At 39.7% G+C, this 26,201-nt stretch carries 26 protein-coding genes; 9 read left to right on the top strand and 17 right to left on the bottom strand.

Translation table 11 applies throughout. The features are described from left to right. Positions 1 to 38 precede the first annotated feature (38 nt). The 3 genes from dprA to BFP71_RS15500 form a co-directional block, all read right to left on the bottom strand. Positions 39 to 1,148, bottom strand: a complete 1,110-nt coding sequence (gene dprA, locus BFP71_RS15510; protein ID WP_069836350.1) for a DNA-processing protein DprA — start codon at positions 1,146 to 1,148, stop codon at positions 39 to 41. Next, positions 1,145 to 1,483, bottom strand: a complete 339-nt coding sequence (locus BFP71_RS15505; RefSeq protein ID WP_069836349.1) for a MerR family transcriptional regulator — start codon at positions 1,481 to 1,483, stop codon at positions 1,145 to 1,147. Before BFP71_RS15505 ends, dprA begins: the two co-directional genes overlap by 4 nt. A gap of 76 nt (positions 1,484 to 1,559) precedes the next feature. Continuing rightward, entirely contained in the window at positions 1,560 to 2,552 is a 993-nt protein-coding gene (locus tag BFP71_RS15500; protein WP_069836348.1) for a M23 family metallopeptidase, read from the bottom strand. Between the two features lie 112 nt (positions 2,553 to 2,664). Here BFP71_RS15500 and alaS point away from each other — a divergent pair, with 112 nt between their 5' ends. Genes alaS through BFP71_RS15485 form a run of 3 tightly spaced genes read left to right on the top strand, consistent with a single transcriptional unit; the run spans position 2,665 to position 7,870 of the window. After that, a complete protein-coding gene (gene alaS, locus BFP71_RS15495; RefSeq protein ID WP_069836347.1) occupies positions 2,665 to 5,295 on the top strand; it encodes an alanine--tRNA ligase in 2,631 nt (876 codons plus the stop codon). Further along, on the top strand, positions 5,292 to 6,755 hold the full coding sequence (gene gatB, locus BFP71_RS15490) for an Asp-tRNA(Asn)/Glu-tRNA(Gln) amidotransferase subunit GatB (RefSeq protein ID WP_245701856.1): 1,464 nt from the start codon (positions 5,292 to 5,294) through the stop codon (positions 6,753 to 6,755). The genes alaS and gatB overlap by 4 nt, the downstream gene beginning before the upstream one ends. 2 nt (positions 6,756 to 6,757) lie before the next feature. Beyond that, positions 6,758 to 7,870 carry a TlpA disulfide reductase family protein gene (locus BFP71_RS15485; protein WP_069836346.1) on the top strand — a complete coding sequence of 371 codons (1,113 nt, stop codon included), beginning with the start codon at positions 6,758 to 6,760 and terminating at the stop codon, positions 7,868 to 7,870. Between the two features lie 17 nt (positions 7,871 to 7,887). On the opposite strand, the gene BFP71_RS15480 is transcribed toward BFP71_RS15485, so the two are convergent. The 6 genes from BFP71_RS15480 to BFP71_RS15455 all read right to left on the bottom strand — a co-directional run bounded on the left by BFP71_RS15480 (position 7,888) and on the right by BFP71_RS15455 (position 11,459). Next, on the bottom strand, positions 7,888 to 8,451 hold the full coding sequence (locus tag BFP71_RS15480; RefSeq protein ID WP_069836345.1) for a hypothetical protein: 564 nt from the start codon (positions 8,449 to 8,451) through the stop codon (positions 7,888 to 7,890). 45 nt (positions 8,452 to 8,496) lie between these two features. Beyond that, on the bottom strand, positions 8,497 to 9,021 hold the full coding sequence (locus tag BFP71_RS15475) for an acyl-CoA thioesterase (RefSeq protein ID WP_069836344.1): 525 nt from the start codon (positions 9,019 to 9,021) through the stop codon (positions 8,497 to 8,499). 129 nt (positions 9,022 to 9,150) lie between these two features. Then, complete coding sequence (locus BFP71_RS15470) at positions 9,151 to 9,798, bottom strand: protein-L-isoaspartate(D-aspartate) O-methyltransferase (RefSeq protein WP_069836343.1); 648 nt, start codon at positions 9,796 to 9,798, stop codon at positions 9,151 to 9,153. Between the two features lie 91 nt (positions 9,799 to 9,889). Continuing rightward, positions 9,890 to 10,315, bottom strand: coding sequence for a hypothetical protein (locus tag BFP71_RS15465; protein WP_069836342.1), 426 nt, complete (start codon positions 10,313 to 10,315; stop codon positions 9,890 to 9,892). Between the two features lie 61 nt (positions 10,316 to 10,376). Next, positions 10,377 to 11,030 carry an NAD(P)-dependent oxidoreductase gene (locus BFP71_RS15460; protein ID WP_069836341.1) on the bottom strand — a complete coding sequence of 218 codons (654 nt, stop codon included), beginning with the start codon at positions 11,028 to 11,030 and terminating at the stop codon, positions 10,377 to 10,379. 12 nt (positions 11,031 to 11,042) lie between these two features. Continuing rightward, positions 11,043 to 11,459, bottom strand: a complete 417-nt coding sequence (locus tag BFP71_RS15455) for a DUF4345 domain-containing protein (protein ID WP_069836340.1) — start codon at positions 11,457 to 11,459, stop codon at positions 11,043 to 11,045. A gap of 102 nt (positions 11,460 to 11,561) precedes the next feature. On the opposite strand from BFP71_RS15455, the gene BFP71_RS15450 reads away from it, so the two are divergent. Both BFP71_RS15450 and BFP71_RS15445 read left to right on the top strand, forming a co-directional pair. Next, complete coding sequence (locus BFP71_RS15450; RefSeq protein WP_069836339.1) at positions 11,562 to 12,149, top strand: riboflavin synthase; 588 nt, start codon at positions 11,562 to 11,564, stop codon at positions 12,147 to 12,149. Then, complete coding sequence (locus BFP71_RS15445; RefSeq protein WP_069836338.1) at positions 12,146 to 13,213, top strand: o-succinylbenzoate synthase; 1,068 nt, start codon at positions 12,146 to 12,148, stop codon at positions 13,211 to 13,213. Before BFP71_RS15450 ends, BFP71_RS15445 begins: the two co-directional genes overlap by 4 nt. A gap of 43 nt (positions 13,214 to 13,256) precedes the next feature. On the opposite strand, the gene BFP71_RS15440 is transcribed toward BFP71_RS15445, so the two are convergent. The 8 genes from BFP71_RS15440 to BFP71_RS15405 all read right to left on the bottom strand — a co-directional run bounded on the left by BFP71_RS15440 (position 13,257) and on the right by BFP71_RS15405 (position 20,421). After that, complete coding sequence (locus BFP71_RS15440) at positions 13,257 to 13,928, bottom strand: hypothetical protein (protein ID WP_069836337.1); 672 nt, start codon at positions 13,926 to 13,928, stop codon at positions 13,257 to 13,259. Between the two features lie 55 nt (positions 13,929 to 13,983). Beyond that, positions 13,984 to 14,928 (bottom strand): helix-turn-helix domain-containing protein, encoded by a 945-nt coding sequence (locus BFP71_RS15435; protein ID WP_069836336.1) that lies wholly within the window; start codon positions 14,926 to 14,928, stop codon positions 13,984 to 13,986. Positions 14,929 to 14,983: 55 nt separating this feature from the next. Beyond that, on the bottom strand, positions 14,984 to 15,394 hold the full coding sequence (locus BFP71_RS15430; protein ID WP_069836335.1) for a nuclear transport factor 2 family protein: 411 nt from the start codon (positions 15,392 to 15,394) through the stop codon (positions 14,984 to 14,986). Positions 15,395 to 15,607: 213 nt separating this feature from the next. Then, a complete protein-coding gene (locus BFP71_RS15425; protein WP_141719780.1) occupies positions 15,608 to 16,402 on the bottom strand; it encodes a hypothetical protein in 795 nt (264 codons plus the stop codon). A gap of 103 nt (positions 16,403 to 16,505) precedes the next feature. Beyond that, a complete protein-coding gene (locus BFP71_RS15420; RefSeq protein ID WP_069836333.1) occupies positions 16,506 to 17,792 on the bottom strand; it encodes a citrate synthase in 1,287 nt (428 codons plus the stop codon). A gap of 103 nt (positions 17,793 to 17,895) precedes the next feature. Beyond that, entirely contained in the window at positions 17,896 to 18,720 is an 825-nt protein-coding gene (locus BFP71_RS15415) for a prohibitin family protein (RefSeq protein WP_069836332.1), read from the bottom strand. Between the two features lie 103 nt (positions 18,721 to 18,823). Next, the gene (locus BFP71_RS15410) at positions 18,824 to 19,810 is read right to left on the bottom strand and encodes a Gfo/Idh/MocA family protein (RefSeq protein ID WP_069836331.1); all 987 of its coding nucleotides are present in this window, start codon (positions 19,808 to 19,810) and stop codon (positions 18,824 to 18,826) included. Positions 19,811 to 19,905: 95 nt separating this feature from the next. Further along, positions 19,906 to 20,421 (bottom strand): hypothetical protein, encoded by a 516-nt coding sequence (locus BFP71_RS15405; RefSeq protein ID WP_141719779.1) that lies wholly within the window; start codon positions 20,419 to 20,421, stop codon positions 19,906 to 19,908. Between the two features lie 121 nt (positions 20,422 to 20,542). On the opposite strand from BFP71_RS15405, the gene lpxB reads away from it, so the two are divergent. The 4 genes from lpxB to BFP71_RS15385 all read left to right on the top strand — a co-directional run bounded on the left by lpxB (position 20,543) and on the right by BFP71_RS15385 (position 26,135). Beyond that, positions 20,543 to 21,676, top strand: a complete 1,134-nt coding sequence (gene lpxB, locus BFP71_RS15400; protein ID WP_069836329.1) for a lipid-A-disaccharide synthase — start codon at positions 20,543 to 20,545, stop codon at positions 21,674 to 21,676. 91 nt (positions 21,677 to 21,767) lie between these two features. Beyond that, positions 21,768 to 23,165 carry an ATP-binding protein gene (locus BFP71_RS15395; protein ID WP_069836328.1) on the top strand — a complete coding sequence of 466 codons (1,398 nt, stop codon included), beginning with the start codon at positions 21,768 to 21,770 and terminating at the stop codon, positions 23,163 to 23,165. A gap of 8 nt (positions 23,166 to 23,173) precedes the next feature. Further along, a complete protein-coding gene (locus BFP71_RS15390) occupies positions 23,174 to 24,838 on the top strand; it encodes an FAD-dependent oxidoreductase (RefSeq protein WP_069836327.1) in 1,665 nt (554 codons plus the stop codon). A 160-nt stretch (positions 24,839 to 24,998) separates the two neighbouring features. Continuing rightward, the gene (locus tag BFP71_RS15385; protein ID WP_069836326.1) at positions 24,999 to 26,135 is read left to right on the top strand and encodes a helix-turn-helix domain-containing protein; all 1,137 of its coding nucleotides are present in this window, start codon (positions 24,999 to 25,001) and stop codon (positions 26,133 to 26,135) included. Positions 26,136 to 26,201 lie beyond the last annotated feature (66 nt).

The following is a 26,201-nucleotide window of genomic DNA, read 5'->3' as shown; positions in this document are numbered from 1 at the left end:
GAATACTACACGAAATAACTAGGTATGTATTGCAAGTTTTACGAACAAAGCCGGAATTCTTTTCCCGGTAAAGGAGTAACCAACCCCTCAAATTCAAGCTGTAGCAAAATTGAGGCTAACTGGTTTAACGGGATTTGACTTTGCCAACTAAGATCATCAATACTCATCTGTTGATTATTTTTGAGCATAGTGTCAACAACGGTTTTTTCTCGGCCCGTAAGGCGTTCAAGTTTACTGGTTAAAACGGTAAGCCTTTCTGGTTCAGAAATATCCCAATTCAATGCTTCAACTACATCTTGAAAATCAGTATAAATAGTGGCTTTCATTGTTTTGATCAACTGGTTACAACCAGCCGAATTTGATTTATCCAATTGACCAGGAACGGCAAAAACGGGTTTATCATATCCATGCGCCAAATTTCCTGTGATCAGAGCGCCACCCTTTTTTGCAGCTTCTACAATGATCAAAGCATCTGAAAGCCCAGCAATTATTCTATTGCGGGCTGGAAAAAAGCGCGGGTCAGCTTTTGTACCCACAGGGTATTCACTTATCAATCCACCGTTGTTGAGCATTTTTCTAGCTATGGGCCGATTACCAGCTGGATAAACCTGATCTAATCCGCAAGCAAGCACCCCAATGGTAGGTAAGTCTTGTTTTAGAGCTTCTTCGTGTGCTTTTATATCAATTCCATAAGCCAATCCAGAGAAAATCGTAGGTTCATTTGATCTAGCTGAGGCCATGATTTTTTCTGTAGTATCCGCACCATATTTAGTCGATTTTCTTGTACCAACTATACCAATTGATTTCAGCGGGTTTAGATTAGTTTTTCCTCTCGAATAGAGAATTAGCGGAGCATCTGATATGTTCAGGAGTCTTTTTGGATAGGATAAGTCTTTGTAAAAATGTATCTCGACTTCGGCTTTAGCGGAACCCTCAATGATGGCATCTGCTTGCTTAAGTAAGGTGTCTTGATTGGATAAGAGTCTGGACAATTTAGCACCTATGCCTTCAACTTTCGCAATGCTACCTTTTGATGCTTGAAAGATGTTTTCGGGAGTGCCGAAGTGATTGAGAAGTTGTTTGGATAAAACTGGACCTATACCTGATATGAGAGAAAGCGCAATTTGATAACGCTTTTCGGAGGTCAAGGTAAGTTCTTTTTCATTTCCTCGAGAAATGAGCGAACGTTTCTTAGCGACTCTATAATCTCCGCTTTATCATCCACGCTGTCCTTACTATTTTTAATATGCTCTTGAGCTCCTTGAAGTGTGTATCCTTTCTCTTTGACCAAATGATAGACTAGCTTGAGCTTTTTTAGGTCGTCTTGGGTGAATTTTCTGTTGCCCTTGGCATTCTTTTTCGGCCGAATAAAGTCAAATTGAGTTTCCCAGAAACGTATGAGAGAAGTGGCAACGCCTAATAGTTTAGCTACTTCACCAATGGTGAAATACTTTTTAACTATAGGCTTCTCTTTATACGGCATTTCAGAAAGTTACAAAATATGTGTCAACAATAGCTTTAACAACTAAAATTAAACTCTCTGCGGATGAAACTTTTAGCTATCGATTTGAATAGGAACCTAATGACTGATTCTCGATAGAAGAAAGTCTTAATAGTTCTTCGTATTCCTCGGCCGTTAAGTCTTGATAGAAATAGTTGATAGGATTTACGGCTTTGCCTTTTACATGGACTTCATAATGTAGGTGAGGGGCAGTCGATTTTCCAGTGTTCCCAACGTAACCGATAACGTCTCCTCGTTTTACCTTTTGCCCAACTTTTACAGCAAAACGGCTCATGTGACCATAAAGGGTTTCAAAGCCAAAGCCATGATCGATCTTAATATGGTGACCTAAACCACTAAAGTCTTTTCTAGCCTTTGTGATGGTGCCGTCGGCAGTGGCATAAATTGGAGTACCACGTTCCGCAGAAAAATCGGTACCATAGTGCATCTTCTTAACCTTCAGAATCGGGTCGGTACGTCTACCAAAACCAGAAGAAAGTCTTCTCAATTCTTTGTTAGAAACTGGTTGCATGGCAGGCATCGCCGCGTAATAATCTTCTTTATTTCTGGCCAACTCCATCACCTCGTCATATGACTTCGTTTGGATATAAATCTTTTTCTTAACCTTATCTATCTTATTGAGCGTGCCGACTACAAGGTCTTTGTTGGCCAAGTCGCTTTCCAGAAGGTTTCTATATTTTAGAGCGCCGCCTGAGCCCGCTTCACGAATTGTTTGTGGAATAGGTTCAGCTTCAAATACAGTTCGGTAAACGTGATCGTCTTTTTCTTGAAGTACGTCTAACATATCGTCCATGCTAGCCACTTGTTCCTGCATTAAATCATAATACAGTTTCAGCTCCTCATTTTCGCGAATTAGCGCTGTTTCTTTAGGGGAAGCAAAGTAAGTAGATAAGACGAAAACCATGCCCACAGCGATTACCATGGAAAGTGATAAAAATCCCAACGCATTGATAACTACGTCACTTTTTTTGATCTTAACTCGCTCGTACTTGCAAGTCTCGGTATCGTAGTAATATTTTATTTTCGACATTAAGAATCCTTTTTGAAAATCTCCTAATTTTGTGGCTTTGCTTCAGATGCTTGGGTATCGCAAAAATAATAAAAATTAATCTAACGGTTTCAATCCGATAATCATCCAAAATATGGAGTCTAGAGAGATAAGATCGAAGTTTATAGAATTCTTTGAATCAAAGAAACATAAGTTCGTTCCGTCCGCGCCAATGGTGCTAAAAAGTGATCCTACTTTAATGTTTACCAATGCTGGCATGAACCAATTTAAGGACTTGTTTCTAGGCAACGCCACCGCAGACTACACCCGTGCGGTAAATAGTCAAAAATGTTTGCGCGTTTCGGGTAAGCACAACGACTTAGAGGAGGTAGGTATAGATACTTATCACCACACCATGTTCGAAATGCTTGGTAACTGGTCTTTTGGTGATTATTTCAAAAAAGACGCTATCAGTTGGGCGTGGGAGCTTTTGATTGAAGTTTATGGGTTAGAAAAAGACCGTTTATATGTAACCGTATTTGAAGGAGACAAAGAGGATAATTTAGCTTTTGATCAAGAAGCCTACGATTATTGGAAGGCGTTTATAGATGAATCCAGAATATTGAATGGAGACAAAAAGGACAACTTCTGGGAAATGGGAGATACCGGTCCTTGTGGTCCATGCTCTGAATTACATATCGATTTGCGATCGGAGGAAGAAAGGGCTAAAGTTCCTGGCAAAGAATTGGTGAACCAAGATCACCCACAGGTTATAGAGGTATGGAACCTGGTTTTCATGCAATTTGATCGTAAATCAGATGGACACCTTGAAAACCTGCCTGCACAGCATATCGATACAGGAATGGGGTTCGAACGTTTGGCGATGGCCCTACAGGGTAAACACTCTAATTATGACACGGATGTGTTCATGCCTTTGATTGATGCTGTGTCTAAAAAAGCTGGCATTGAGTATGGCGAAAAGGAAGAGACAGATATTGCTATAAGGGTTATTGTTGATCACATCAGGGCTATTTCTTTTGCGATCGCCGATGATCAACTACCATCAAATAATAAAGCAGGTTACGTTATTCGTAGAATTCTGAGGCGTGCTGTACGGTATGGATATACATTTCTAAACCTAAACGAACCATTTCTACACGAATTAGTGGCTGTTCTAGCAAGTCAATACAAGGGGTTCTTCGATGAGCTTGAAAGTCAGAAAGACTTGATTGCTAAAGTGATCAAAGAAGAGGAAGCGTCTTTTTTAAGAACCCTCGAAAATGGCCTGAAGCGGTTAGAACAAATCAAACAAAGGCTTAGCAAGTCTGGAGAACAAACCATTCCAGGACAAGAGGTTTTCGAATTGTACGATACTTTTGGGTTCCCAATAGATTTAACTGCTTTAATCGCTCGTGAGCATAACCTTTCGATTGACGAAGCAGGCTTTGAAAAGGCCATGAACGTGCAAAAGCAGCGTTCGAAAGCTGATGCTGTTTCTGAAAAGGGTGATTGGATCACCGTGAATGATGAGGCATCCGTTGCATTTATTGGATATGATGAAGTAGCCACCGATACGACGATCATCAAGTATCGCGAGATAAAAGAGGCAAAAAGAACGGTTTATCAGGTTGTATTGGAGAAAACACCATTTTATGGAGAAAGTGGTGGTCAAATTGGTGATACTGGTTTGCTGACGAGCGACACAGAAACCATTAAAGTATTAGATACTAAGAAAGAGAATGATCTTATCGTTCACTTTACCGATAAACTTCCAGAAAATCCTTCTGCGACGTTTAGAGCTACAATTAATGAGGACAGAAGGGTGCTAATTAAAGGGAACCACAGTGCAACCCACCTTTTACACGCTGCCCTGAGAGATGTTTTAGGAACACATGTTCAGCAAAAGGGATCACTTGTTTCTGACCAGGTATTACGATTTGACTTTTCTCATTTTTCAAAGGTTGAAGATGAACAAATCGTTGAGATTGAGCGAATCGTGAACGACCGAATTCGTCAGAACATTGCCTTAGATGAGAAACGTAACGTACCGATCGATCAAGCCAAGTCTTTAGGCGCGATGGCTTTATTTGGTGAGAAATATGGCGATTTTGTGAGAGTCATCATTTTCGATCCGAAATACTCGGTAGAACTTTGTGGAGGAACTCACGTCAATGCGACGGGAGACATCGGTTTATTTAAGATTGTTTCGGAAAGTGCAGTAGCAGCCGGTATTAGGAGAATTGAAGCTTATACGGGTCCCAAAGCATTTGAACATGTTCAAGCACAAGATAAAGCCTTGAGCGAGGTGAGAGATGTCCTGAAAAATCCAAAGGATCTAACCAAAGCAATCACTGATCTGATGGATGGCCAAAAAAGATTGACCAAGATTATCGACACGCTTTATGCTAAACAAGCAAACGTTTTGAAAAAGAGTTTGCTGGAGGAAGTTAGTGCTCAAGATGGCTTCAACGCTTTAGTAGCAAAAGTACTTTTACCAAATGCAGATGGTTTAAAGAAGCTCGCGTTTGAGTTAAAGAATGAAGTCGAAAATTTAGTGGCAGTATTGGCTGCTGATATTGACGGAAAACCACAAATTGCAGTGATTATAGCTGATAATTTGGTGAAAGAAAAAGGGCTTAATGCGGGTCAGATGGTCCGTGAATTGGCTAAAGAAATTAAGGGTGGTGGTGGTGGTCAACCTTTCTTTGCTACAGCGGGTGGAAAAGATCTTTTTGGTCTAGATAAAGTAGAGATCAAGGCCAACGAGATGATAGCGGCCTTGTGAATGAGGCGTTGACCAAATTGACCCAAGCGGGATTTAAAGCCGTAGTAGGGTTGGAGGTTCATGTTCAGCTGAATACTGAATCAAAAATCTTTTCTTCCGATCCGAATAGCGCCGATGCATTACCAAATGAGCATATCAGTGCTATATCGTTAGGTCATCCTGGAACGCTCCCAGTCCTAAACCGGGAGGTAGTCAAAAAGGCTGTCTTAATGGGGCTAGCTTGTCATTGTGAAATTACTCAGATCAATCACTTTGCGCGAAAGAGCTATTTCTATCCAGACTTACCCAAGGGGTATCAAACAACACAAGACAAAACACCGATATGTCAAGGTGGTTTTGTCGAAATCATAGGTAAAGACCTTTCACAGACCCAAGTTGCCTTAGACCATATTCATATGGAGGAAGATGCGGGTAAATCGGTTCATGATGAGGGAGATGCGACATTGATCGATTTGAACCGAGCTGGAAGTCCATTGATTGAAATTGTGACCAAACCAGTGATTCAAGGACCCGAAGAGGCCGCGGCTTTTTTGCAAGAGATCAGACGAATAGTACGCTATCTGGGTATCAGCGAGGCGAATATGGAAAAAGGGGAGTTTAGGTGCGATGCAAATATTTCCATTATGCCAGAGACTGCCTCAAAACTGGGTAGCAAGGTCGAGATTAAGAATATGAATTCGTTTAATCATGTGAGGCGAGCCATTTCTTTTGAATTAGAGCGACAACTTGGGTTATTAAAGAAAGGTAAAGAAATCATAGTGGAAACTCGGACTTTCGACCCTGGTACTGGCACAACCGCGAGTATGAGGATGAAAGAAACCCTAAATGATTATCGGTATTTTCCATGTCCTGATTTAGCACCATTAGTTATAGAGTCAGCATTTGTTGAATCGTTGAAAGGAGAAATGGCCTCAACTCCAGCCGAGGTCAGAAAAGAGTTTGAGGAAGTTTATCAGTTAACTGACTATGATACGGCACTTTTAACGGAAGAGAAGGAAACTGCAATTTACTTTAAAGCGTTATGTGAAAAGGTTGGGAAACCGAAAAGCGCGGCAAATTGGGTAAATGGAACGATAAAAAGTCTGATGAACGATCGGAATGTGGGAATCAGTGACTTAGGTATTTCAAGCGATCGGCTTGGTGAGCTTATTAATCTTACCGAATCGAAAAAGATCAGCCAGAAGGTAGCCGTTCATCATGTTCTACCAAAAATGCTAGAGTCTGAACTTAGTGCTTTCGATATTGCAAAGGAAGATGACTTGTTGGTTGTCGAAGATGATAGTTTCGTCGATGATATGATTGACGAAGTCTTACATTTACTACCCAAAGAAGTTGAAGCCTATAAAGCGGGTAAAAAGAAACTCTTCGGTTTGTTCATGGGAGAAGTCATGAAAAAGAGTAGGGGCAAAGCAAACCCGAGCGTATTGAAGGAGAAATTGAATAAGAAGTTAAATCAGTAACAATGAAAAAACTTATAGTCCTTTTAGTCTTAGTTGGAATGATCACGGCATGTGGAAGCGCTAACGATGGGCTAGTAAAGATTACAGGCAAGATTGAAAATGCCATTCCGCAAGGAGAGGTGATTCTTGAGAAGTACGAACAAGGACAAATAACCCCTGTTACAACTGTATATTCTGATCATAAAGGAAATTTCGAGATTGAAGTTGCGGTAGAGACCCCAAGTTTCTACAGAATCAATATTTACGGCCAACAGTTCGAAACGATTGTACTAGATGATGAGGATTTGAGTATTGAAGCCGAAGGCGATGGAGGATCGAATATCACCGTGAGTGGCTCGAAAGATGCTGAAAACATAGAAAAACTTTATGCCTTCCTTGATGAGTACCAGGGTTTAGTGGGATCATTTAACCAACGTTATGTGAGCGCGAGAAATTCGGGTGATCAAGAACTCTTAAAATCACTTACGGAAGAAGGCCTTGGCCTAGAACAGAAGAAAATAGATCGATTAAAAGAACTTGCTTGGGACTTTGATGGGTCTTTAGTAGCGCTTTTAATTGTTGATTATATCCCAAATAAGGCCGACGAATACTATTTCTTGGATTCGCTAGTGACCAAACTCAAAAAAGATGTCCCGAATGCCAAGGATGTTGATTATTTCGCACAAAGCCTACCATTCTTTAAACCAGCCGTATCTATTGGTGATATGGCGCCAGAAATAACGCTACCTAAGCCTAACGGAGAGAATTTAAGCCTGTCTGATATGAAAGGTAAATATGTGCTTTTGGACTTTTGGGCGGGTTGGTGTAAGCCTTGTAGAGCTGAAAACCCAAATATTGTCAACATGTACAATAAGTACAATGAGAAAGGTTTTGATGTGTTTAGTGTGAGTTTGGATAGAACTAGAGAACAATGGCTAGATGCAATTGAAAAAGATGGCCTGGTTTGGCCAAATCATGTATCTGATATAAAGTATTTCCAGTCTATCGCTGCTATCGATTATAAAGTAAATGCTATTCCATTTGCTCTTTTACTAGACCCAGAAGGGCGCGTAATTGGTAAGAACTTAAGGGGAATAATGTTACAGAGAAAACTGGAAAGTATTTTTGGGGAATAATATCTCAGAAACTAACTCTAAAACATTTCTTGAAGCGCTTTCCAAAGCGCTTTTTTCTTTTCTACATCATCCTGAATGTTGACTAAGGAATCTCCTTTAATAAAGGATTTTGGCCCTTCACGCTGAATCTCATAATTGTCAAGACCTTTCAACTGCGGTAGTAAATCACAACCGAATGAAAGAACATGTCGATGGTTATTATTGGCGAGTAAGGCTTCAAGCTGATCGCTATCGGCATTACGGCAATTGGCAAGCAAAATATCATCCGGGTTTCTTTTTACCGAACCCATGATTTTGTACAGTAAAGCTTTAAGAGGTTCTTCCAGTATCTCTTCAGCCGAATCGACCAAAACAATACAGTGTTTCAAGTTCTCGCCAAGGGTTGGCAAAGGCTTCACATAGACTGGAGCAGCAGGTTCTTCGACAACGGATGATGCTATTTCGGGTGTCTCTTCTTTCAGAGGGGTAGGATTTGCGATTGGCGATGATTCATCCTTACTGACAGCCATATCGGGTCCCTCGCCATCGATAATATAAATCGGCTCTTCTATAAATAAGTGTAGAAAGTCTGAATCAGTCATATAATGTATAATCTGCTCATTAAGATAATGAACAAAGGCAAATCACTAGGCCTGAACGTCAAAAATACTTTTTAATTCAGAAGCATCTGCAGGATCCATACGCTTGGCTAAAACAAGTCTCAGTTGTCTTCGGCGTAAGGCACCATCATACATTTCTTTTTCTTCATCGGTTTCTGGAATTAATTCAGGTACGTCTATCGGTCTACCACCCTGATCCACAGCAACAAAAGTAAAGAATGCACTATGACTCTGAGATTTGGTGCCTGATGGTATGTTTTCAGCAAATACTTTGACAGAAACTTCCATAGAAGAGCTGAAGGCCCTTGTTACCTTGGCCTCAAGGGTAACTACATCACCCAGTTCAATAGGGTGTCTGAAAGAAATATTATCCGCAGAAGCGGTGACTACTATCCTGTTAGAGTGCTTTTGAGCGGCTATGGCAGAAACAATGTCCATCCAATGCATCAATCTACCACCCATTAATTTATTCAGAGTATTTGTGTCGTTTGGGAGTACTAGCTCGGTCATAGTAACACACGATGCGCTTGGGTTCTTGGTCTGCTTTGCCATATTAAATTCGGTTTGAGGCAAAATTAAGGATTGTATCTGTTAAATCGATCGATAATCAGGAGAATTGCCAAGACAATATTCTATATATTGATATAATAACATATTAATATATAATTTAATATTCACTTATTATTTCCACCCATCCGAACCAAGTAGGGGAACGAACTTGAAATCATGAAATACCTCGTTTCTTATCTTATCCTTGTCAGTTTTGGTTACGCGAAGCATCTGCTGTGTTTTTTGATTCCCGACGGGAATTACGAGACATCCACCAATATTTAATTGGTCTATAAGCGCATCTGGTACGGTCGGTGCGCCGGCAGTTACTATAATCTTGTCAAAAGGGGCAAAACGGCTTAATCCCTTAGAACCATCACCGAAAAAGAAATTTGGTTGATACCCAAGTTTCGGAAGAAAACTCTTAGTTCTTTCATAGAGAACCTTTTGATATTCAATAGTGTACAAATCGGCCCCCATATCTACTAAAACCATGGCTTGATACCCTGAGCCTGTACCTATTTCTAGGACTTTTTCTCCCGGTTTTATCTGAAGTAGTTCTGTTTGAAAGGCTACGGTGTAAGGTTGTGATATGGTTTGCCCTGCACCAATTGGAAAAGCTTTATCCTCATAGGCATGTTCTACAAGTGCATTTTCAAAGAAAAAGTGTCGAGGTATTTTACCGATAATTTCGAGTATGCGTTGGTCTGTTATGCCCTTTTTTTGCAGCACTTTCACCAATTGGCGGCGCATACCTTTATGTCTGTAACTATCTTCCATGTTTATGCAAACGAAGATAGTTTAAGCTAGAAGAAATGCTTCATGATTTATCTGAAAAGAGACTTCAAGTTTTTAAGAAATTGAGTTTGACCTAATGCTCATTAAGCTTCATTTCTTTTTCAAGCACATAAGTATAGGTGCCTAAGTTATTCTTTGCGGCACTGAATCGAATTTGAGTTTCAGTAACCTCTATACTGTATTTACCATGAAGTATCAGGTTCCAGTCAAAATCGGCGGTCCAAATGTTTTCATCTGTAAATTCGATAGTGCCATTCGATATGTTGTAATCTCCACTACCGCCAGCGGGGAATCTGTTCACATTGGCTGTACTGTAGTACTCTCCCGAAATAAATGTGATTGAAACTGGATTTGTATATGAATTTCCATTTGCATAGTCCACTGTAAAATTCCCCATATATGTACCGTCTGGAAAGGAATCAGGGTTTTCGTCTTTGTTGGAGCAGCTGAAACAAGAAACTAAGAGTACGGTGCCTAAAAAATATAGTGTTTTCTTCATATCGTATGAGTTACACTAATAAGACACAAAAGATGAAAAATCGGTTGGAAAAGATTATCTCCTATGCTTTAGAGATCACGACTTTCTGGCCTATCAAGGCATCATTTGCTAATGCATCGACCATAAACTTGGCTACCGTTTTTCGGCTGATAAGAATACTTGGTTTGGGCTGATTATTCACCGAAACCTTGGCACTTTCCTGTTTTTTGCCGTTCGTGAGACCAACGGGGCGAACGATAGTCCATTTTAATTTAGAATCTGTAATGATTCGTTCTTGCTTTTCATGATCAGAATAGGCCACACCGATATTACTGTGGTCAATAAACCATTTAAACCATCCGGGTATGTCATCACTTGTTTCAGCAACTCCCCAAGCGGAGCAGACTACCAAGCGATCAACCGAATTAGCTCCAGCAATAGGTGCCAATTGCCTCATGACATCAGAGAGGTAATTTTTAGGCGTTCGAAGTTTGGCCCAAGGGAAGTCAGAGGTTCTTGAGATATTCAGTGCATTAATAATGGCATCACAACCAGATATAGCTTCGGTCAATACTTCTTCATCTAATGGATCACCCTCAATTATGGTTAAACCAACATGATGTGGAAGCCGATGAGCATTTCTGGATAGGCAGGTGACTTGATAGTTTTTTGCCAGTGCTTCGGTTAAAATATGTTTGCCTGTCCGACCAGTTGCGCCTAGTAGTAGTAGTTTCATACTTTATGATGATCACTGATATTGAAGAGTTTGATCTTTCCCGTATTTTCTTAATTGATAGAGGGCAAAGAAGCCCAGTATTAATTCTAACGCTATTGCCCTAATCAAAATTTGTGAGGGAATACCATCGAAGGCAAGGCTAACTATTCTACCAAATGCTAGTCCAAACATAAAGATCAAATTGATTATGGTGGCACTTTTCCAAAAGGAGGGTTTTATAATACCAAATACCCAACTAGTAGCTATGGCAAGATATAGTCCCATAATTGCTCGAAAAAAATGTTTGAGGTCAACGTTATTTACCTCAAAATCAAAGTAATTGGGGAGAATCGATTCTGGATTAAGGCCATAAACAAAGGCAAAAGGTACGACTATTGTCAAGGAGATGATTAAATGAATGTTCTTCTTAATAGTTGCAGTTTTACGCATAAAAAACCGACAGTTTCGTTGAGAATTAAGTTAACGAAAGTTAGTTCGAACTTCCCACTCAATATCCTGTTATCTTTCTTACACTATCATTAACATTGCGATATGTTCACAGGTATTATTGAAACAACAGGTGAGGTAGTTTCCATTGAAAAAGAGGGGACAAATATTCACTTCGATATTAAAAGTTCGGTGAGTGCTGAACTGAAAATTGACCAAAGTATAGCACACAATGGTACTTGCCTTACGGTGGTTAAAGTAGTAGATGATATACATCAGGTCACAGCGATCGACGAGACCATACAGAAGACTAACTTGGGCGATTGGGAAATTGGCACAATTGTCAATTTAGAGCGCTGTATGATCGCTAACGGACGATTTGATGGTCATGTTGTGCAAGGTCATGTGGATCAAATTGGTACAGTTACGGGAATCGCCGAGCAAGATGGAAGTTGGCTGTTCGATTTCTCTTATGATCCCGAACTAGGCAATGTAACGGTAGAAAAAGGGTCAATTTGCGTGAATGGAACTAGTTTGACTTGCTTTAATTCCGAAGAAGGAAAGTTCCGTATTGCGATTATTCCTTACACCTATGAATTCACAAATTTCAATCAATTGAAATTGGGCGACAAAGTCAATCTGGAATTTGATATTATTGGAAAATACGTGAAACGACTGTTGGGCAAATCATGAAAGTTCAATTTCAAGTTGTCCCACATCTATTGAAGTTCCGCTTTGAAGCGGGTACATCTAGGGGCTCTTTTACTGAAAAGGAAACTTGGTTTATTAAAGCGAAAAATGGAAATACGGTTGGGATAGGCGAGGCAAGCCCACTCAAAGGACTTAGCGATGACTACTGTACCGATTATGAGGAAAAACTTAAAGCGATCTTAGATGCTATTGCTGTTTTAGAAATACCTGAAACGCCATTAGAAGTTTTGGATTTCGTAAAAGAAAATGTCTCCTCTGATTTTCCTTCAATCCGCTTTGGATTAGAAACAGCCCTTCTTGATTTAACACAAGGGGGGAACCACCTAATTTTCGATACCGATTTCTATCAAGGAAATTACCGCATGCCGATCAATGGGCTGATTTGGATGGGCGATGAGTCATTTATGCGCGAACAAGTGGCGGAAAAGCTTAAAGCAGGCTTCAATACTATTAAGATGAAGGTTGGTGCTATAAATTTCGATCGAGAATTAAGTATTCTAGAGGCTATCAGAGCAGAATATTCTGCGAATGAAATTACATTACGGGTTGATGCCAACGGCGCTTTTCATGCCCATGATGTTGAAGAAAAACTGATGCAATTGGCCGCTTTGGATATTCATTCCATTGAGCAACCTGTAGCCATAGGACAGTCGGAGTTAATGGCTAAGTTGTGTGCTTCGGGTGTTCTTCCCATAGCGCTAGACGAAGAATTAATTGGCGTTCATGAATTAGCGGAAAAAGAGCAGTTATTGCGGGGTATTAATCCTCAGTATATCATTCTTAAACCATCGCTTGTCGGAGGAATTCAATCCTGTATAGAATGGATCGACATCGCTGAAAGCATGAATATCGGTTGGTGGATGACATCAATGTTGGAGTCTAATGTTGGCCTAAATGCTATTGCGCAGTTTACCGCCCAGTATAAACCAACGCTACCACAGGGATTAGGCACTGGACAGCTTTACCACAACAATATTGCATCACCACTAGAAATTAGAAAAGGTGAGTTACTCTACAATTCACCTCTAGATTGGCAAAGCATTTAACCTTCTATTCTGTACGCTAATTCAGTTTCCTGATTAGTGTCTATTAATTTCTTGCTTTCAAGTTTTGCTTAATAGAAACCACGTGATAAAAGATGGCAAAAGGTAATAAAACGCCTGGTAGTAAAATGAAAGGAGTTTTTACTAGTGCTATTTCACCTGATGCACTGACAAAATCAGAGAAATAAAAGGAGGAAATAAAAGCGTAGCCCGTCAGGCTCAATACCAAGAGACCTAAAATATTGTAAGCCAAAATGATCTGCCTATCAATTGTACCCTTCATGATCAATAAGCCAACCGGGATTGCTAGTATGCCCATGATGATATCATAATTTAAGCCCTCAAAAGTTACTCGTTTTGGAAAAAAGCCTTCCATAAAAGCACCATAGATCAACAGCTCTACAATGATTCGAAATACCTGAATAAGAACAGGAATGTGCTTAGGAGTATTCTCTATTACTTTCTTAAAGCTTCTTCTGGAGGTGGTAATAAATACGATGATAAATGCCGGTAGAATGATCAAAAAAGGAGCTTTTGGAGGCATAGAGAGGTTATCTAACAACCCCGTAAAGCTCATCACAACAACATAAGCGATCCATACAATAAGTAGGAATATGGCATTTTTTCTTAGTTTTTGTACTTGATCTCCGTAATTCAAAAGATAGAAAACAGCTACAATCATGATAGCCGTGAGTATATAAAAACCGAGTTGTACCATTTTTCTTTTTTGTCAAAAGTAAGCTGAGTGGCAACTATAAATTTAACTCAAATTGCTAATTGTTCTGGCGGAAGGCTTTTGGTGACAGACCAGCGTGTTTGGTAAAGAATCTTGTGAATGAGGCAATTTCACTGAAGCCGAGGCTTGGTGCTATCTCTACAATGGATGTGTTGGAATTTAGCAAAGCAGATTTAGCTTTCTTAAACCTTAAACTGGCGATCATTTGCTGCGGTGTACAGTTGTAAATCATTTTAAATGTTCTCAAATAATGATACTTCGATAGGCAAGCGATAGACGCTAATTTATCTAAACTGATGCTTTCTTTGTAGCAGGTATGTATATAGTCGACAGATCTGCTAATTCTTTCCATTAACTCGGTCTGGGTAGACTTCTTTAGCGCCAGTAAATCAACAGAGTTCTTAGAATTCTTGCTGTGCTGTCTAAGCATAGTAGAAAGTAAGCCTGCTAGTAGATTGTATTCTTGGTCTTGGCTTGCAGAGGAGTTTTTATAAAAGTAGCGGAGCCTATTTATTTGACAATTCACATCTTCGTCTTTCCAAATTGAGCGGAAATGAAGTCCATAATTTAAGTCGCGCTTCTGAAATGGGGTATCCAAAAGGGATTCGAAGGGAGTAGTTTCGACGCTTAAGACTTCGTTGAAAAGCTTTTCACCAAAATGAATGTTGAAGGTTTCAGTGACGTCTCCCTCAGGAATAATCAGATCATAATAATCACCTTGATTGGTCAAGCACAGATTATCATCAGTTAACCTAACTTCCTTTCGATTTACTTTGACAAGACTGTTGCCCGAAATATTTAAGAAAAGACTAAATGGACCTTTAATGTCATTTCTTTCTGCTCCATAAGAACGCGTATTGAGCACAACATTGGGCCAGCCGCTGGTAGGAAGTCGCGTATTATTCACGCCTTTAGCGTCGCGAAAATTCGATTTAGATTGCTGTTGCAACCATCTGATATCCGGAAATTGATCTAAGCGCATAATTATTGCCTAGAATAAAATACGGAAATGATTAGGTTAAGTATACACTCGGTACCTATAATCTGCGATCAGATTCATTAATCTTCAAATCATTTATGCTGGCATAGCGCTTTTTCATTAATCCGTTTTCATCGAATTCCCAGTTTTCATTTCCATAAGCACGGAACCATTGTCCATTTTCATCCTGAAATTCATATTCAAAACGAACTGCGATTCGATTTTCGTTATGCGCCCAATAGGATTTCTTAAGCTTGTAGTTTCGCTCATTTCGCCATTTTTCCTTTAAAAATGCCTGCACTTCAGGCCTTCCATTGATGAATTGATCTCTATTTCGCCATTCAGTATCTTCAGTATAAGCCATAGAAACCTTTATGGGGTCTTGTGAATTCCAGCCATCCTCGGCTGCTTGAATTTTCACCTTAGCGGTTGCTAAGGTGAAAGGGGGAAGTGGGAATTTTTGCTCCATAACTATTTAGTTTCCCTTTAAACAAGTCATGCCTTTGAAAAATTCTCGTATTGCCATAAAAAAAGGGATGCTAAAAGCATCCCTTTCAATTTTCTTTTAACTAAAGTTATCTGTCCGACATTCCAACATAAGGCTTTTCGTTAGTGCCTAATCCAATTATGATCAGGATATGTTTAAAAGAACACTTGAAAGCCATTCATAATGCTTAAGATTTTACTTAGTGTATATAGGCATCCTTTTAAGTAAAAACTTCAAAGTCTGCTTGTAAGCGTCCTTATTAGGCCAAAAAGCTTCTTTTGTTCGCGACCATACTACATCACCATTGTCGTTGTAGAGTAGCATATTTAAGCTTGTTTGATATTCTATTTGGGTAGAGTTTACGCTAAACGAAGAACCTCTGGCTTTATCTTTACTTTGGTTCTGTTTTACAAATAGTGAACTAGAATTGTAAGAGGATGCTCCTTTTTTGCTGATTGATAAGGTCGCTTGAATTATATATTCAACACCTAGCATATTAGCAATTTCGGGCATTGAGAATTGAATGAAATTCTCATCGTTTACTCCACTTTTAGCCAGTATAGCGTTCGTTTCTGTTGTAGGCTGTACATTCAGTATTCCCACATGGTCTTTCATAAGGCTGAAAAACTCTTGTTGAACTTTGCGTTCGGTGGCATCATTTTTTTTCTGTTCTCCATCAAGAATATAGGTAAATGGTAAGACCGCAATCTTATTGTGATGATCGATTAACATGGCGTCCTTTGTCGAGCCTTTTACCTCATTAAATACTTCTATTCTACCACTGCCAAACTCAATCTTACTTATATCAGCTTTTTTGAGCTTATATTTCAAAGCTTCTCCTTCGTGAATAAATTCGATAGCATCGTCAGATATGCCGACTACGCTACCAGTTTTAGTTTCTCCATTCACCATCAGTACTTTATCTAGTTTAGTTTGAGCACTGATGCAGATAGCACTCATTAATAGCAAGCCACTTATTAGTATTCTCATTTTTTTAAGGTTCAGTTTAAGGTTCTTAAAGTAATCTCTTAAAGCCAATTGGACAAAAAAAGGGATGCTAAAAGCATCCCTTTCAATTCTCTTTCAACTAAAGTTATCTGTCGGACATTCCAACATATGGCCTTTCGTTGGCGCCAGTATATACTTGTCTTGGGCGACCAATTGGCTCTTTATTCTCTCTCATTTCTTTCCATTGAGCAATCCAACCCGGAAGTCTACCCATGGCGAACATTACAGTGAACATATCAGTAGGAATACCTAAGGCCCTGTAGATAATACCAGAGTAAAAATCTACATTAGGATAAAGCTTTCTTTCTACAAAGTATGGATCTCTCAGTGCTTCTTCTTCTAAACCTTTGGCAATATCGAGTACCGGATCCTTCACACCCAATTTCTCTAACACATCGTCAGCAGCTTTTTTGATGATTTTAGCCCTAGGGTCAAAGTTCTTGTAAACTCTGTGTCCAAAGCCCATTAAACGGAAAGGATCGTTCTTGTCCTTTGCCTTGGCCATCCACTTTTTAGTGTCACCGCCATCTTGTTTAATGTTTTCAAGCATCTCAATCACTGCTTGGTTTGCTCCACCATGAAGTGGTCCCCAAAGTGCATTGATTCCAGCAGAAATAGAAGCATACATGCTCGCATGAGACGAACCAACAACTCTTACAGTTGCAGTAGAACAGTTTTGCTCGTGATCGGCATGTAAGATTAATAATTTATCTAATGCATTTGCCACTACAGGATCTACCTCATACTGCTCAGCAGGGTTCGCAAACATCATCTTCAAGAAATTCGAAGCATAGTTTTGTTTGTTATCCGGGTAGTTTACTGGCTGTCCGATTTGATTCTTATAGGACCATGCAGCGAACGTTGGCATTTTAGCGATCAAACGGATGATGCTCATGTCAACTTCGTCAGACGATCTATTAGGATCAAGTGATTCAGGATAGAAAGCTGTTTGAGCACAAACTAATGAAGATAAAACACCCATTGGATGCGCAGTAGAAGGAAAGCCTTCTAAAATCTTCTTTACGTCCTCATGAACAAGCGTATGCTTTGTTATGCTTTCTACGAACCTTGTATACTCTTCTTTTGACGGAAGGTGTCCATATATCAATAGAAAGGATACTTCTAGAAAGTTTGACTTCTCAGCCAAATCTTCAATTGAATAACCTCTGTACCTTAATATACCTTTCTCACCATCCAAGAACGTAATAGCACTCGTAGTTGAACCCGTGTTTTTAAAACCTGGGTCAATGGTAATAACACCACTTTGGCCTCGGAGCTTCGAAATATCGATGGCTTGTTCTTGTTCAGAACCTTCTACAACCGGTAGTTCGTAAGTTTGTCCTCCAACCTTGATCTCTGCAGTATTTGACATTATCTAAATTTGTGTTTTCTGTAATTTCCTCTCGTTTCCGCGAGCGAATTTAATTTAATAAACACTTAAATGAAACAGTTGTTCCAAAGAGAGCCGAATGTTTTTAATTATTGCCTAAAATAAGTGGAAGGCCGTCTTTACCCTGACCGATCACAACTACTTTAGAATTTGTAGATTCAGCAAGTTTTAGTGTCGCTTCTATACCTCTCATTTTAAGAAGAGCAGGGGTTAAACTGTTGTTAATGATCTTGTTAGCATTAGATTCACCTTCGGCAGCGATACGCTTTCTTTCAGCCTCACTCTTTTCTCTATCCAAACGAAACCTATAGGCAAGTGCTTCTTGCTCTTGTTGCAGTTTACTTTCGATAGCTGTCTTAATTTTTTCTGGAAGGTTGATAGAACGGATCAATAGTGCTTTCATTTGAATATTGTTGTTCTCATTTCCTAGAACTTCTCCAGTTTCTGAAATGATGGCTTGTTCTACTTCTGAACGTTTTGTCGAGTAAATTTCTTCAGCCGTAAATCGACCCATCACTTGCCTTACAGTAGATCTTACTTCGGGAACAACTAGCCTGTTTACATAGTCTCTGGTAAAAGTTTCGTGTATCTCACCAATTTTATCATACATCGGGTGAAAACGTACCGAAATATCTACTTGGATTGATAAACCATTTTTTTCTAAAACGTCCATCGTTTCTTCTGCCTGATTTTCAGAGACATCATATACATAAAGGTCGTTCCAGGGGGACTTTAAATGAAAGCCAGGTTGTTTAATGTCTTCTTTGTCAAGACCTCCTGCAAACTTTTTGAATATGACAGCACGTTCGTTCGATTGAATCGTGTAGAAAATGCTTGATGATAATCCAACAACTACAATCAATGCAATAATTGTAATCACGACAATGGGTAATAATTTTCTGTTATCCATGTTTTTACTTTTTAATTTATGCTTATAGCCTATCACTGTCTCGCGATGGGCGATCGGTTAATCGTTATATAGTTTGAAAAAGAACCCTTTTCAAGGGCTATTGTTATCCTATTTTTTTCAAGTTGGCCTTTATCTCATCCAAGACACCATAAGCCACTTTTAAGGCCTTGTAGCCGTCTTTTATAGTTACTATTGGTTCCGTATCGTTCACGATCGCTTGGTGGAAGGTATAAAGCTCTTCTCTTATGGCATTGGTCTCCAATACCTTCGGGTTTTCAAAAATGATCTCCTTTTTACCTTTTCCTTCACCTAAATCTAAAACCATAGAAAATGCACCTTCATTTCCTGTAGCCTCCTGCATCCTGACGATTTCGGATTTTTTCTCTAGAAAATCTACGGCCACATAAGCGTCTTTTTGGAAAAAACGTGATTTACGCATGTTTTTAACCGCTATACGGCTGGTGGTAAGGTTGGCGACGCAGCCATTGGCAAACTCTAATCTTGCATTGGCAATATCAGGCGTATCGGCCACCACGTTTACACCACTAGCTGAGATTTTCTCGACTTCCGAACCAACAGCTTTTAGAATTACGTCGATATCGTGAATCATCAGGTCTAGAACCACAGGTACGTCTAAGCCACGCGGGTTGAATTGTGCTAACCTATGGGTCTCAATAAACATGGGTTGCTTTAAATAGGGCTGTGCAGCTACAAAAGCAGGGTTGAATCGCTCTACATGGCCAACCTGCATTTTGAGTCCCATCTTTTCAGATAATTCGATCAGTTTTTCAGCCTCTTCAACCGTATTGGTAACAGGTTTTTCTATAAAGACATGCTTGCCAGCTTTGAGCGCTTTTTCTGCACATTCAAAATGAGAAAGAGTAGGCGTAACAATATCTACCAAGTCCACTGCACTTAGGAGCGCCTCAATTGTATCAAAGCTCGGAATGCCGAAGGCTTCTGAAACACTAGCTGCATTTTCGGCTACAGGATCGTAAAACCCAACCAATTCATATTCAGGAATATCTTTGATGCATTTGATGTGGATTTTGCCGAGATGTCCGGCTCCGAGTACGCCTATTTTGAGCATTGAATTATCGTTTCTGATTATGTTGTAAAGGTAGTGTCTAAAGAATCAAGGGACAAGGTAAAGAGCTGTAATGAAGAGCCTATCAACGAAGCAAACTAATCTCTTTTGTAAACATCGATTTCACTATCCTTTATAATCAATGCATAATCTTCGAAGAACAAATAGTGATGTCTAGGGAAGTTCTGTTGCCAGTAAGAATCATAAAATTGGGACTCATAATTAGGCGCAGGTCTTTCAAAGTCTAGCTTTTTGATGGAAGTTTTTTCAAGTATTACTCCTTTTAAATAATCAACTTTATAAAGCGTTTTTCCTCTATTTTTCTTGATATATACTACGTTAGTCTCTTTCGGCGAGAAAAAAGACTCAGGTTCAAAAGAATGACCCCTTGTTTGAAAGTAAGATAACCTCTTCCAAGTTTTAGTCTCAAAAACTTCAAATTTTGAAGGTTTAAAATCGAACCCTATTATCAATATTTCCTGCTGCTCGTTCCAGAGATAATAAAATGGCAGACTTACCTGGTTTCTGTAGTCTCTTTCAATAGTCTTGACCTTAATATAGTCCTTGTTTATTATTTGAGCTTTCAGTCCAATGTTGAGAAATAATAATATCAAAAGGGAAAAAATAGATTCTCGTAAGGTCATTTTACTAATATAGAGGTTGCTTTTTAAGTCAGTCAGTAATTTCGTTTGATTATTACTCAGGAACATAGAACTTCGGGTTAGATTCTAGAAAATGAAGTACTACATCATAGCAGGAGAGGCCTCTGGCGATATGCATGCCGCAAATATGATGAAGCAGTTAAAGCTTCGTGACCCCGACGCTTATTTTAGAGTTTGGGGTGGAGATAATATGGCGAAAGAAGCTCAAGAACTCGCTAAACATATTCGTGAGACATCCTTTATGGGAGTTTTTGCTGTAGTTAGTCATTTAAAAACCATCAAGGCCAATTTTACATTCTGTGAAGAAGATATTATGGCTTATAAACCCGATGTTTTAATCTTAATAGATAACTCTGGTTTCAATTTGAGAATCGCCAAATTCGTTAAGAATTCAAATCTTCCAACACGTATTTTCTATTATATCCTTCCACAAGCCTGGGCTTGGAAAAGAAAACGGGTGCATACGATTCAAGGTTGGACGGATCGACGGTTTTCTATTTTACCCTTTGAACCGAAATTCTATGAATCTTATGGTTATAAAGTCGACTATGTTGGGCACCCAATTTTAGATGCTATCGCTCAACGAAAACCAGCTTTATTAGATAAAAACGAGTTCTTGGAAAAAAATGAACTTTCAGATAAGCCTATCATTGCGCTATTGCCGGGAAGTCGTAAAAGGGAGATTAGAACTAAGCTGCCAAAGATGCTCCGTGTTGTGAAACACTTTCCTGATTATCAATTTGTTGTAGCTGGATCGGAAACGATGGAGCAATCACTTTATGATGCTTATACAAGTCAACAGGTTAAAGTAATTTTTGGTCAGACTTATGATATTTTGAATAATGCAAAAGCTGCACTAGTAACTTCTGGTACAGCCACCTTAGAAACTGCTTTGTTCAAAGTGCCTCAAGTAGTCTGTTACAAGCCAGGTTTAGTCACTTTCTATGTTTTAAAAGGGGTCATCAGCATAAACCATATTTGTATGGTTAACCTAATTCTAGATAGGAGGGCGGTAACCGAGTTGATTGAATCAGACTTGAATGAACAACGAATGACCAAGGAGTTAAAGGCCATTCTAGCACCTGAGGCTCGAAATAGAATTCTTACCGATTACGAAGAACTTGAAACTAAGTTAGGTGGCGTTGGTGCTTCAAAACGAGTAGCGGAATTGATGATAGAAGACTTGAAAGCTATTTCAGCGTCTTAAAGTTAAGCCAGCTTCCCATTCACATATTTCCGGAGAAATAAATCACAAGTTCAGCAGGAAACTAATCCAAAGAATTGATAGTTTCATAGTCATGGATAAGCAGACCATTATTGACGAGATTTCTAAGTTTCCTTCGCTTGATGGAGTATCACGCAATCAGATCGAATGGGTGGTAGATCGAGGCGAACTTTTTGAGGTAAAAGTGGGTGAAAATTTCTTTAACCGGGGCGATTCTATCGATAGCCTAATTATTATGCTCGAGGGCAGTATAAGTTTCATGATGGAACGAAATGGCCAGTACATGGAAATAGGACGGATCAACGGAGGAGATATATCTGGTGCACTACCATACAGCCGAGCTCAATCCTCATCGGCTAATGGCCGAGTAATGCAAGATTCGAGAATGTTCACACTCAATAAATCTTACTTCCATGCTATGATTTGCGAATGCCAAGACTTTACCGAAGTACTTGTGCATATGATGACTGATCGGGTAAGAAGTAGTATGAAGTCTCAACAGCAAAGCGAGAAATTGATGGCGCTTGGAAAACTCTCTGCGGGCCTTGCGCATGAGTTAAATAATCCTGCTGCGGCCATAGTTCGCAGTTCCGAATCACTACAGAGTCATTTGGCTCATGTGCCAGAAAAGTTCAAGAAGGTTATTTCCATGAAAGTAACCAATGAACAGGTAGATGAGGTGAATGCACTCCTTTTTGGTAAGATCAAAGATGGGATAAACAAGAGCGAGTCTCTGATGCAACGAACTAACCGGGAAGACGAATTGACCGACTGGCTCGATGATAACGGTTTTGGAGATTGTTATATGTTAAGCGAAACGCTCGCCGAATACGGCTTCTGTGACAACGACTTGGAAGGAATGAAACAAATGCTTGGCACAGAGACATTTCCTTCGGTACTTACCTGGGTTGAAAATGTACTGACAACAGAAAAAATGGTTGGTGAAATCAAAGAAGCATCTAACCGAATATCCAAACTAGTCAGCTCTGTGAAAGACTATTCACATATGGATCGTTCGACAGATTTCGAACCAACTAACGTGCACGAAGGACTACACAGCACAATTACAATTTTGAATCATAAGTTCAAAAAGAATAATGTCAATTTGGTAGAAGACCTTGAAGATGATCTGCCAAATATAAAAGCAGTTTCAGGCGAGTTAAACCAGGTTTGGACAAACGTGATTGACAATGCGCTGGATGCCATGGAAGAAGGTGGTACGCTTGAGTTGACAACTGCCACGAATGCAGAAAACCTAATGGTTTACATCACTGATTCTGGTCCGGGAATACCAGAAGACATACAAAGCCGAATTTTTGAGCCATTTTTCACCACAAAAGATGTGGGCAAAGGCACTGGACTTGGACTTGAGGTGGTTAAAAACATTGTTGATAGACATAAAGGCCATATCAGGCTGAACTCGAAGCCCGGAAGAACCCAATTTGAATTTTGTTTCCCTATTAATGCTTAGTAACACACATGGCAAAACTACCGATTATATTTACTGTCGATGATGATGAACAAGTCTTGGCGGCCATCAGAAGAGATGTAAGAAAAGAATACAGAAAAGATTACCGTGTCATGAGCACCACTTCAGCACATGAGGCACTAGATGCTTTAAAGGAGCTGAAGCAAAAGGGGGAGGATGTAGCACTTTTTCTATCGGACCAAAGAATGCCTGAAATGACGGGTGTAGAATTCTTGGAGAAAGCCAAGGAACTCTATCCAGAGGCTAAACGGGTACTGCTCACTGCATACTCGGATATTGAAGCAGCGGTTAAGGCAATTAATGACGTTCAACTTGACTATTACCTCAATAAGCCTTGGGATCCGCCTGAAGAAAAGCTCTACCCAACATTGAATGATCTGCTGGATGAATGGCAAATCAATCACATTCCAGTTTTCAAAGGCATTAGGGTTGTTGGATACCAATACTCTCCAAAATCTCACGATATCAAAGATTTCCTCTCTAGGAATTTGATGCCATATCAGTGGCTTGATATAGAAACCGAAGAAGCAGGCCAAGAACTGCTAGATTTGGCAGAGATAGATCGAAGTGACTTACCAGTCGTCTACTTTGAGGATGGATCACATTTAAAGGATCCTTCCATGACCGACCTTGGCAATAAGATTGGTTTGCAGACCACCGTAGCTGAAGAAATGTATGACGTGGTTATAGTGGGTGCAGGTCCTGCCGGAATGGCTGCCGCCGTTTACGGAGGATCGGAAGGCTTAAAGACCCTTATGATCGAAAAACATGCTCCAGGCGGGCAAGCAGGAACAAGCTCTAGAATCGAAAACTATCTTGGCTTCCCAAAGGGCCTATCTGGTGCAGATTTAACACATCGCGCGATAACGCAAGCCAAGCGCTTTGGTATTGAGTTTCTTTCGCCACGAACTGTTACTGGCATAGAAACGCAAGACGATTATAAGATTGTAAGTCTAGAAGGTGGTGAAAAGATTAACACCAAGGCCGTCATTATTACAACAGGTGTTCAATACAGAAAACTAGAATCTCGTGGTATTGATGACTTTACTGGCCGAGGGATTTATTATGGCGCTGCTACCACAGAGGCTAACTCTTGTAGAGGCAAAAATGTCTACATCGTGGGAGGTGGGAATTCAGCTGGTCAAGCCGCCATGTACATGGCCAAATTTGCATGCGATGTACATATAGTGATCAGAAAACCAGACCTTTCATCAAGTATGAGTCAGTACCTAATAGACCAAATTGATGGTACAGAAAACATCCAATTGGTGCCCAGGACGGTTATTGACGGAGCCGTTGGTGATGGAAATCTGGAGTGCGTTGAGTTGAAAAACCTAGATTCTGGTGAAATTGTGAAGAAACCAGCAGGAGCGCTGTTGATTTTCATTGGTGCTAAACCTTATACCGATTGGACAGGCAATGGTATACTTAAAAATGACCGTGGTTTTGTCATCACTGGACGTGATCTACAAAAAGAGTCTGATCACAAAAAACTCTGGAAAAAGGAAAGAGAACCGTTCCTTTTGGAAACCAGCACTCCTGGAATATTGGCCGCTGGAGATGTCAGAGCAGGCGCCATGAACAGGGTAGCATCGGCAGTCGGAGAGGGTGCCATGGCGATCAAGTTTGTCCATGAATATTTGGCTGAAGTTTAACAAGTAACTATACCAAAAGGGATTTCAACATTTCCTTTTTAGAAACTGAAACTTTATATCTTTTTAACGTTCCCTTACGGGTTTTGCATACTCCTGTTCGAGTGCATGGTGCTTAGTCCCGATGATTTTTTGGAGGTTAATTGCTCTTAGGAACGTAAGTATGAAGTTTGAACTAATCGATATTATTTTATCACTTGGTATTGTTCAAGGCCTGTTTTTAGCCTGGGCGCTCTCCAAAATTAAGGAGCAAAATAGAAGTGCTAATAAAGTTCTTGTTCAGTTACTTCTTGTAACCGCCTTCATCCTGACGGGACGAATGTTGATAGCGCATCAGGTTGCTATGAACTTCTTCAAATGGGTGTCATTCGTTGACTGTATTATCTTCCTTTTTGGACCACTTAGCTACTTGTATGTCAGGCGGTTAGTGGTTAAAAGTGAGAGTGAATATAGCTTGTCTTTTTGGCACTATATCCCTTTGATTGTTTGCTCAGGCATATTCATCTATTTCAATGCAGTAAGCGTGGAAACTAGAGCACGTCTTTTTCAACAAGGGTTCGTCTATTGGTTTTTTAATGGTTTCGAAGTCATTGGACTTAGTGGTAATATTTTCTACCTGGTTAAAAACTTTAGGTTACTCGAAAGGTATCGGAAAGAAGAGAAAAAGAAGCTTTCGAATACTCAAGGCTTTCATCGCTTTCTTCTTATCTTTTTATTAACGATCGCCATCTGCTTGTCCTTTTGGATATTCAGTTATATCAATACCTATTATTTCCGCAGGGTATATGAGTATATGTCATATGACAATATTTGGATAACCATCCCTTTCTTAATCTATACGGTAGGCTACTTTAGCTTAAAGCAGCCAGAACTCTTTAGGATTCTGCAGTCTAATGATTCTAAGGTCTCAAAAGAGGCTACAAAAAGATTGAATGATAGTGAAACGAATGTCCTAAAGAGTGCTTTAGAGAATTTGCTTGTCAAGGATTCTATTTACTTAGAAAGCGACCTTACGCTGGCAAAGCTTTCAGCATTATTGAGTGCATCGCCAAATGATGTCTCATGGTTATTGAATAATGTCTATCAGATGAGTTTCTACGACTTTATCAACGGATATCGGGTACGTGCATTTCTAAAAAGAATACACAACAATGACCACGCAAAGCAAACAATACTTTCTATTGCCATGGAGGTTGGTTTTAACTCTAAGTCTACCTTCAATAAAGTCTTTAAAGAGCAAATGGGATTAACACCAAGTCAGTACATCAAATCACTAAATAATAAGCCGCAAATCGCCTGAATTTGTGCTTTTGTACCCAGTCGGTCGATTATAGGCTGATAATCGGTCAGGTTTGTTTGAATTTTT

It is taken from the genome of Roseivirga misakiensis (assembly GCF_001747105.1).
Lineage (GTDB): Bacteria > Bacteroidota > Bacteroidia > Cytophagales > Cyclobacteriaceae > Roseivirga > Roseivirga misakiensis.
The sequence above is the reverse complement of the archived record's forward strand: the minus strand, read 5'-3'. Positions and strand labels throughout refer to the sequence as shown.

Excerpts from the sequence above, each read along its gene's own strand:
- BFP71_RS15505 (WP_069836349.1), bottom strand. The coding sequence starts at position 1,483 with ATGCCGTATAAAGAGAAGCCTATAGTTAAAAAGTATTTCACCATTGGT.
- BFP71_RS15500 (WP_069836348.1), bottom strand. The coding sequence starts at position 2,552 with ATGTCGAAAATAAAATATTACTACGATACCGAGACTTGCAAGTACGAG.
- alaS (WP_069836347.1), top strand. The coding sequence starts at position 2,665 with ATGGAGTCTAGAGAGATAAGATCGAAGTTTATAGAATTCTTTGAATCA.
- BFP71_RS15485 (WP_069836346.1), top strand. The coding sequence starts at position 6,758 with ATGAAAAAACTTATAGTCCTTTTAGTCTTAGTTGGAATGATCACGGCA.
- BFP71_RS15480 (WP_069836345.1), bottom strand. The coding sequence starts at position 8,451 with ATGACTGATTCAGACTTTCTACACTTATTTATAGAAGAGCCGATTTAT.
- BFP71_RS15475 (WP_069836344.1), bottom strand. The coding sequence starts at position 9,021 with ATGGCAAAGCAGACCAAGAACCCAAGCGCATCGTGTGTTACTATGACC.
- BFP71_RS15470 (WP_069836343.1), bottom strand. The coding sequence starts at position 9,798 with ATGGAAGATAGTTACAGACATAAAGGTATGCGCCGCCAATTGGTGAAA.
- BFP71_RS15465 (WP_069836342.1), bottom strand. The coding sequence starts at position 10,315 with ATGAAGAAAACACTATATTTTTTAGGCACCGTACTCTTAGTTTCTTGT.
- BFP71_RS15460 (WP_069836341.1), bottom strand. The coding sequence starts at position 11,030 with ATGAAACTACTACTACTAGGCGCAACTGGTCGGACAGGCAAACATATT.
- BFP71_RS15455 (WP_069836340.1), bottom strand. The coding sequence starts at position 11,459 with ATGCGTAAAACTGCAACTATTAAGAAGAACATTCATTTAATCATCTCC.
- BFP71_RS15450 (WP_069836339.1), top strand. The coding sequence starts at position 11,562 with ATGTTCACAGGTATTATTGAAACAACAGGTGAGGTAGTTTCCATTGAA.
- BFP71_RS15445 (WP_069836338.1), top strand. The coding sequence starts at position 12,146 with ATGAAAGTTCAATTTCAAGTTGTCCCACATCTATTGAAGTTCCGCTTT.
- BFP71_RS15440 (WP_069836337.1), bottom strand. The coding sequence starts at position 13,928 with ATGGTACAACTCGGTTTTTATATACTCACGGCTATCATGATTGTAGCT.
- BFP71_RS15435 (WP_069836336.1), bottom strand. The coding sequence starts at position 14,928 with ATGCGCTTAGATCAATTTCCGGATATCAGATGGTTGCAACAGCAATCT.
- BFP71_RS15430 (WP_069836335.1), bottom strand. The coding sequence starts at position 15,394 with ATGGAGCAAAAATTCCCACTTCCCCCTTTCACCTTAGCAACCGCTAAG.
- BFP71_RS15425 (WP_141719780.1), bottom strand. The coding sequence starts at position 16,402 with ATGAGAATACTAATAAGTGGCTTGCTATTAATGAGTGCTATCTGCATC.
- BFP71_RS15420 (WP_069836333.1), bottom strand. The coding sequence starts at position 17,792 with ATGTCAAATACTGCAGAGATCAAGGTTGGAGGACAAACTTACGAACTA.
- BFP71_RS15415 (WP_069836332.1), bottom strand. The coding sequence starts at position 18,720 with ATGGATAACAGAAAATTATTACCCATTGTCGTGATTACAATTATTGCA.
- BFP71_RS15410 (WP_069836331.1), bottom strand. The coding sequence starts at position 19,810 with ATGCTCAAAATAGGCGTACTCGGAGCCGGACATCTCGGCAAAATCCAC.
- lpxB (WP_069836329.1), top strand. The coding sequence starts at position 20,543 with ATGAAGTACTACATCATAGCAGGAGAGGCCTCTGGCGATATGCATGCC.
- BFP71_RS15395 (WP_069836328.1), top strand. The coding sequence starts at position 21,768 with ATGGATAAGCAGACCATTATTGACGAGATTTCTAAGTTTCCTTCGCTT.
- BFP71_RS15390 (WP_069836327.1), top strand. The coding sequence starts at position 23,174 with ATGGCAAAACTACCGATTATATTTACTGTCGATGATGATGAACAAGTC.
- BFP71_RS15385 (WP_069836326.1), top strand. The coding sequence starts at position 24,999 with ATGAAGTTTGAACTAATCGATATTATTTTATCACTTGGTATTGTTCAA.